This is a genomic window from Lactococcus muris (assembly GCF_042849115.1).
Lineage (GTDB): Bacteria > Bacillota > Bacilli > Lactobacillales > Streptococcaceae > Lactococcus > Lactococcus muris.
On the sequence record NZ_BAAFQO010000012.1, the window covers coordinates 80570 to 86933 of the forward strand.

At 39.1% G+C, this 6364-nt stretch carries 8 protein-coding genes; all 8 read left to right on the forward strand.

Annotated elements, in window-relative coordinates; genetic code table 11:
* Positions 1-2: 2 nt before the first annotated feature.
* From hflX to ACGHCK_RS08300, 8 genes are read left to right on the forward strand one after another with little or no spacing between them, the layout of a single operon-like run.
* On the forward strand, positions 3-1238 hold the full coding sequence (gene hflX / locus ACGHCK_RS08265) for a GTPase HflX (protein ID WP_202231521.1): 1236 nt from the start codon (positions 3-5) through the stop codon (positions 1236-1238).
* Positions 1239-1252: 14 nt separating this feature from the next.
* On the forward strand, positions 1253-1561 hold the full coding sequence (yhbY, locus tag ACGHCK_RS08270; RefSeq protein WP_202231520.1) for a ribosome assembly RNA-binding protein YhbY: 309 nt from the start codon (positions 1253-1255) through the stop codon (positions 1559-1561).
* Positions 1562-1564: 3 nt separating this feature from the next.
* Positions 1565-2158, forward strand: coding sequence for a nicotinate-nucleotide adenylyltransferase (locus ACGHCK_RS08275; protein WP_251422116.1), 594 nt, complete (start codon positions 1565-1567; stop codon positions 2156-2158).
* Positions 2151-2744, forward strand: coding sequence for a bis(5'-nucleosyl)-tetraphosphatase (symmetrical) YqeK (yqeK, locus tag ACGHCK_RS08280; protein ID WP_202231518.1), 594 nt, complete (start codon positions 2151-2153; stop codon positions 2742-2744). Before ACGHCK_RS08275 ends, yqeK begins: the two co-directional genes overlap by 8 nt.
* Before the next feature lie 22 nt (positions 2745-2766).
* Positions 2767-3126 carry a ribosome silencing factor gene (gene rsfS / locus ACGHCK_RS08285; RefSeq protein ID WP_003133173.1) on the forward strand — a complete coding sequence of 120 codons (360 nt, stop codon included), beginning with the start codon at positions 2767-2769 and terminating at the stop codon, positions 3124-3126.
* Positions 3127-3858, forward strand: a complete 732-nt coding sequence (locus ACGHCK_RS08290) for a class I SAM-dependent DNA methyltransferase (protein ID WP_251422119.1) — start codon at positions 3127-3129, stop codon at positions 3856-3858.
* Positions 3846-4931, forward strand: a complete 1086-nt coding sequence (locus ACGHCK_RS08295) for a nucleotidyltransferase (protein ID WP_251422122.1) — start codon at positions 3846-3848, stop codon at positions 4929-4931. The genes ACGHCK_RS08290 and ACGHCK_RS08295 overlap by 13 nt, the downstream gene beginning before the upstream one ends.
* Before the next feature lie 39 nt (positions 4932-4970).
* Positions 4971-5687: a YebC/PmpR family DNA-binding transcriptional regulator gene (locus ACGHCK_RS08300; RefSeq protein ID WP_251422125.1), complete on the forward strand. Its 717-nt coding sequence runs from the start codon at positions 4971-4973 to the stop codon at positions 5685-5687.
* Positions 5688-6364 lie beyond the last annotated feature (677 nt).

A 6364-nucleotide genomic window follows, 5' to 3' on the forward strand; every position in this document is an offset into this window, starting at 1 on the left:
GAATGATAGATTTAGAAGAAAAACAAGAGCGTGTTTTGTTGGCTGGAGTCGAAACTTTTGAAAACAGTGAAAATTTCGAAAGCTCAATGCTTGAACTTGCAGAATTGACCAAAACTGCAGGTGGGATTGTAGTTGACGCTTTTACGCAAAAGCGTGACAAATATGACACTAAATTTTTGATTGGAACTGGTAAGCTTGAGCAGATGCGTTGGGCGATTGAAGTTGGAGAAATAGACACGGTTATCTTCAATGACCGTTTGACACCTCGGCAAAATATCAATCTTGAAGAAGCTTTGGGGGTCAAAGTGATTGACCGAATGCAGCTGATTTTGGATATCTTTGCATTGCGGGCACGTTCGCATGAAGGGATGCTTCAGGTAGAACAAGCTCAATTGAGCTATTTATTGCCACGTTTGGTCGGCCAAGGTATTATGCTGAGTCGCCAAGGAGGAGGTATTGGTTCTAAAGGTCCTGGTGAAAGTAAACTCGAAACAGATCGTCGTTATATTCGTACACGTATCGAAAATATTGAAAAACAGCTCAAAAAGGTTGAAAAAACACGCGAAACCATTCGGAAAAAACGCAAAGAAAGTTCAATATTTAAAATAGGTCTGATTGGCTATACCAATGCCGGTAAATCAAGCATAATGAACGCTCTGACCGAAAAAACGCAATATGAAAAAGATGAGCTTTTCGCAACGTTGGATGCAACAACGAAACTGGTGAAAATAAAAGAGGATTTTACAGTCAGTCTTACAGATACCGTTGGTTTTATTCAAGATTTGCCGACGGAACTGATTAAAGCATTCAAGTCTACCTTGGAAGAGTCGACATATGTTGATTTATTGATTCATGTCATTGATGCCAGCAATCCCCATCATGAAGTCCATGAAAGAACAGTCCAAAAATTAATGGAAGAAATGGATATCCAAGGGATTCCTGTGTTAAATGTCTATAATAAGATGGATATGGCTAAGGATTTTGTGCCAACTTTGGCACCAGCTGTACAGCTTTCGATCAAGTCAGACGAAGGCGTCCAATGGTTACGCACAGCAATCTTAGAAAAATTGCATGAGCTCTTTGTCGCTTTTGAGTTGGACTTGCCTTATACAATGGCTTATAAACTACCTGAACTGAAAAAACTAGCCATGGTCAACGATGTTGTCGAGGGTGAAACAGCCTATAAAGTGAAGGGACTTATTGCACCTAACATGATGTGGAAGCTGGATAATTATTAGAAAAGAGAAATAAAATGGAATTAACTGGAAAACAAAAGCGTTACTTGCGAAGCCTCGCAGTAAATATTCGCCCCGTAGTTCAAATCGGAAAATCTGGATTATCGAACGAAATCCTCACAAGTATTCGCCACGCTGCAGATGCGCGTGAATTAATTAAAGTCAACATCTTGCAAAATTCGGATGAAACAGCGGAAGATGTTGCGGAGATGATTGATGAAATGGGCCTCAATGTTGTCCAAATCATTGGGCGTAACATTGTTGTTTTTAAAGTTAGTGATCGTAAAGAAAATCGTAAAATTTCGGAAGATGTAAAAAAGGTATAAGTTATGTCGCTTGAACTTCTAACCCCTTTTACCAAGGTGGAACTGCAAGAGGAACCCCCTCGTGTTCGCCGTGCCATCGGCCTTTTTTGGGGAAACTTCAATCCAGTGCATATCGCACATTTAACAATTGCTGATCAAGTACGCCAACAGCTTAATTTGGAGCAGGTCATTTTTTTGCCAGAGCATAATACAGAGGGGCATATTACTCGAATGCTTGAGCTTGCACTAGAGGGAAAAGAAGGGCTCAGACTTAACCAGTGTCGTTGCCAGTCAAAAGAAGGAATCTATGAAACGGTAAAGGAACTGAAGGAAGAGTATCCAGAGATAGACTTTTACTTTATTATCGGTGGTGACTTGATTGGTAGTTTATCCAGATGGAAAAACATTGAAAAGCTCTTGGAATTAGTACAACTTGTTGGTGTACGTCGTCCGCGCTTCCGTGTGGGAACGAGTTATCCCATTTTGTGGGTAGACGTGCCTGGTATGGACATATCTGGAAATATGGTACGAGAGCAGTTGAGCCGTGGAATTGTTCCCAACTTCTTGTTGTCACCAAAAGTTTTAGACTATATCAAGAAAGAAGGTCTCTATGTTTGAGTTTTATCCTGAAGTAAATCTGTCACGCGAGTCCTTACTTAAAAGGATAAAAGGGCAAATGTCTGAAAAACGTTTCAAACATATTTTGGGTGTAGAAAAAGCCGCGATTGCTCTTGCGGAAAAGTATGGTGTAAGTGTTCATAAAGCGAGTCTCGCTGCTCTTTTGCATGATTACGCGAAAGAGACAGAGGACCAAGTTTTTTTGGAATTGATTGACAAGTATAATTTAGATACGGATTTAAAAAATTGGGGCAACAATATCTGGCACGGTAGAGTGGGGATTTATAAAATACAAGAAGACTTGGAACTGAAAGATCCAGAAATCTTGCATGCCATAGAGGTTCATACTGTGGGAAGTCCCAATATGTCAAGCTTAGCTAAAGTGCTTTATGTTGCGGATTATATTGAAGAAGGCCGCGATTTCCCAGGTGTTATTGAAGCGCGAGCTATCGCAGATTGTTCTCTTAATATGGCAGTTGCCTTTGAGACGATGCGGCTTATCGATTATCTGGCAGAGCTTCGTGTTAAGATTTATCCTCAAAGTATCGAAACATATAACGCATTTATCAAATATCTTAAAGAATAATAAAATAGAAAATAGGAATAAAATGAATTCAAAACAATTACTCGAAACAGTTGTAAAAGCAGCCGATGATAAAAAAGCATTGGATATTGTAGCTCTTGATGTGGCTGCCGTATCAGGCGTTGCAGATTACTTCGTTGTCCTTGAAGCGATGAATACGCGCCAGATTGATGCGATTGTCGATAATGTCGCTGAAGAAGCGGACAAACTTGGTGTGCAAGCGGCAGGACATATTGAAGGTGATGCCCGTACAGGATGGGTTTTGGTTGACTTAGGTGACGTGATTGTCAATGTTTTTGACCATGACTCACGCTTGCGTTTTAACTTGGAAAAACTTTGGTCAGATGCACCACTTGTTGATATTAATGAATGGATTTCTGAATAAATGACAGCTTCTTATGAGGAATTTGCCCGGGTCTATGACTCTGTAATGGATGAAGAACTTTATGACCTATGGTTTGATTTTAGTCAAAGACATTTCCCAGCAAAAACCCAAAATATCATGGAACTGGCATGTGGTACAGGTATCCTGTCGATAAGATTTAGTCAAGCGGGTTACGAGGTAACTGGTGTTGATTTATCAGAGGAAATGCTGACTATTGCGGATAAACGCGCGCGTCAGCTGGGTGAACATATCATCTTTGTTACAGGAGACATGCGTGAATTGTCTGGGGAGGCAAAATTTGATGTGGTGACTTGCTATTCAGACTCGCTCTGCTACATGACAAATATCTCCGAAGTTCAACGTGTCTTTGATGGCGTTTATGAGTCTTTAAATGAAGAAGGTGTGTTTATCTTTGATGTCCATTCAACCTACCAGGTAGGTTCTGTTTTTCCGGGTTATTCTTATCACGAAAACGATGAAGATTTTGCTTTTCTTTGGGATTCTTTTGAGGGGGATTATCCCCATTCAGTCGTTCATGAATTGACTTTCTTTGTTAAAGATTCAGAGGGAAGATTTGTTCGTAAAGACGAAGTGCACCAAGAGAGAACTTATCCAATAAAGGAGTACTTGAAAGGATTGCAGCAATTTTCTAAAGTGGAAGTATATGCAGATTTTCAAGATGAAAAACCAGATGAAGAAAGTTTACGTTGGTTCTTTGTATGCAAAAAATAATAGGAATAGTTGCTGAGTTTAACCCTTTTCACAATGGGCATAAATATTTATTAGATCAGGCAGGTGATGGTATAAAAATCGTTGCCATGTCTGGAAATTTTATGCAGAGGGGCGAACCAGCTCTTTTTGATAAATGGACAAGAGCAGAAATGGCTCTAAAAAATGGTGCAGATATCGTGGTTGAGCTTCCTGTCATGGGAGCTGTTCAGGCTGCGGATTTTTTTGCACAGGCAGCAGTAGATATTCTGGATAAAATGGAGATTGATGAACTTGTTTTCGGCTCTGAGTCTGCCCTTGATTATCAGAAAATCGTGACTCTTTACAAAGAGAAGTCAACAGAGATGGAGAACTTCATTAAAAATTTACCTGATACGCTGAGTTATCCTGAAAAAACTCAGATGATGTGGCAGAAGTTTTCAGGTTTACAGTTTGATGGGAATACACCTAACCATGTCCTTGCCCTCGCTTATGCCAAGGCCAGTGCGGGTAAAAATATACAGCTCCACGCCGTTCGCCGCAGTAATGATTTTCACTCTAAAAATTTATCAGGTCAAATTGCTTCAGCAACAGCTATTCGAGCTAATATCGACCAGCAGAATATTTTTAATTTTGTTCCTGAGAATCTAAAACAGCTCTATCAGCAACCAAGGGTTACTTGGGATGATTATTTCACTCTGCTCAAATATAAGGTGATTTTCCAAGATTTAAGTGGCATTTTCCAAATGAACACAGAACTAGAAAACCGCATAAAAACTACCATCAAAAAAGCAAGGACTTTTGATGAATTGGTAGAAGCAGTGCATACGAAGCGATATACTAGAGCGCGTGTGAGAAGACTTTTAACCTATGTTTTATTGGATATTCCGCGTGATTTTCAGTTTCCTCAAAATATTCATGTGCTGGGGTTTACAACACAAGGACAAAAGCACTTAACTAAAGTTAAAGATAAGCTTGTAACGCGTATCGGCAAAGAAGCGTGGGATTCACTTACGCAAAAATCAGATGACATTTATCAATTAGGACATCGTGAGTTTAAAGAACAGAACCACGGGCGCAAACCATTGATTTTGTGATATAATATTTAAGAATAAATTGAGAATAGGAGGTGTCCCATGGGACGCAAATGGGCCAATATTGCCGCGAAAAAATCAGCTAAAGACGGAGCTACGTCAAAAGTTTATGCAAAATTTGGTGTTGAAATATATGTAGCCGCAAAGCAAGGAGAGCCAGATCCAGAATCAAATACAGCGCTCAAATTTGTTATTGAACGTGCTAAGCAAGCACAGGTTCCAAAGCATGTTATCGACAAAGCGATTGACAAAGCTAAAGGGGGATCAGAAGAGGCTTTCGTTTCAGGGCGTTATGAAGGGTTCGGTCCGAATGGCTCAATGATTATCTGTGAAACATTGACTTCAAATGTGAACCGTACAATTTCTAATATACGGACGATTTTCCATAAAAATGGTGGAAACATTGGAGCAGAAGGTTCAGTGAGTTATATGTTCGACAATACAGGTGTGATTGTTTTTGCTGGAGAAGATGCAGATGAATTTTTTGAATATTTGATGGAAAAAGATATTGATGTTCGTGATGTTTCTGCTGAAGAAGGTCAAATTATTGTTTATACGGAGCCGACAGATTTACATAAAGCAATCGCCGCCCTTAAAGAAAAAGGTATTACAGAATTTACAACAACTGAACTCGAAATGATTGCACAGAGTGAAGTTGAACTTTCAGGTGAGGATTTGGAAATCTTTGAAGGTCTAGTAGAGGCTTTGGAAGATGACGATGATGTACAGAAAGTTTACCACAATGTGGAAAATGTGTAACTGTGCTTATATATCAATGTTTATAGACATTGTTTCTGCGTGTTCTTTCCTAGAAGGGGCAGAAAGTTATTAAACTCAAGTGCTATATTTAATACAGCACTTGAGTTTTGGTAAAATAAGAGTATGAAAAAAAGAGCTTGTTAGTAGCAAGATCTATGTAGCCGTATTAAGAACGCTAAGCTAGTATTATAATTATTATAGGAATAACTGTTATTACTCTGCTAAAGTGAGACAGTTATTTTTTTATCGTTGATTTATAACGTCAGCGTTGCCAATGCAAGAGCAAACATTAAAGCTCAAATCTAGACAAATTCTTTCGTCTTTCTGTTTTTGTCAGGTATGCTCACTCAGGTATGCTCACGAAGTACTCATAAGCATCACCTTAAGTCGGGCTAGCGTCCTTTAACTTCGACAAAAATTATGATAGTATGACTTATTAAAATATACGGTAGGATAAAAAATTAGTTTTGAGGTCTGGTAACAGACCTCAATCCGAACGAAGGAAAAAAATTTCAGGAAATCGCCCACTAAATAGTTGACAAGTTTTTGATAGTTTGGTAGAATATAATAGTTGTCGCAAGCGAGGGACTTGTGAGAATGATAGACCATTGAAAACTGAATAAAGTAGAATGACTATATGCGAGAGGGAGACCTCTTGTATAGACCTGTCGATTCAA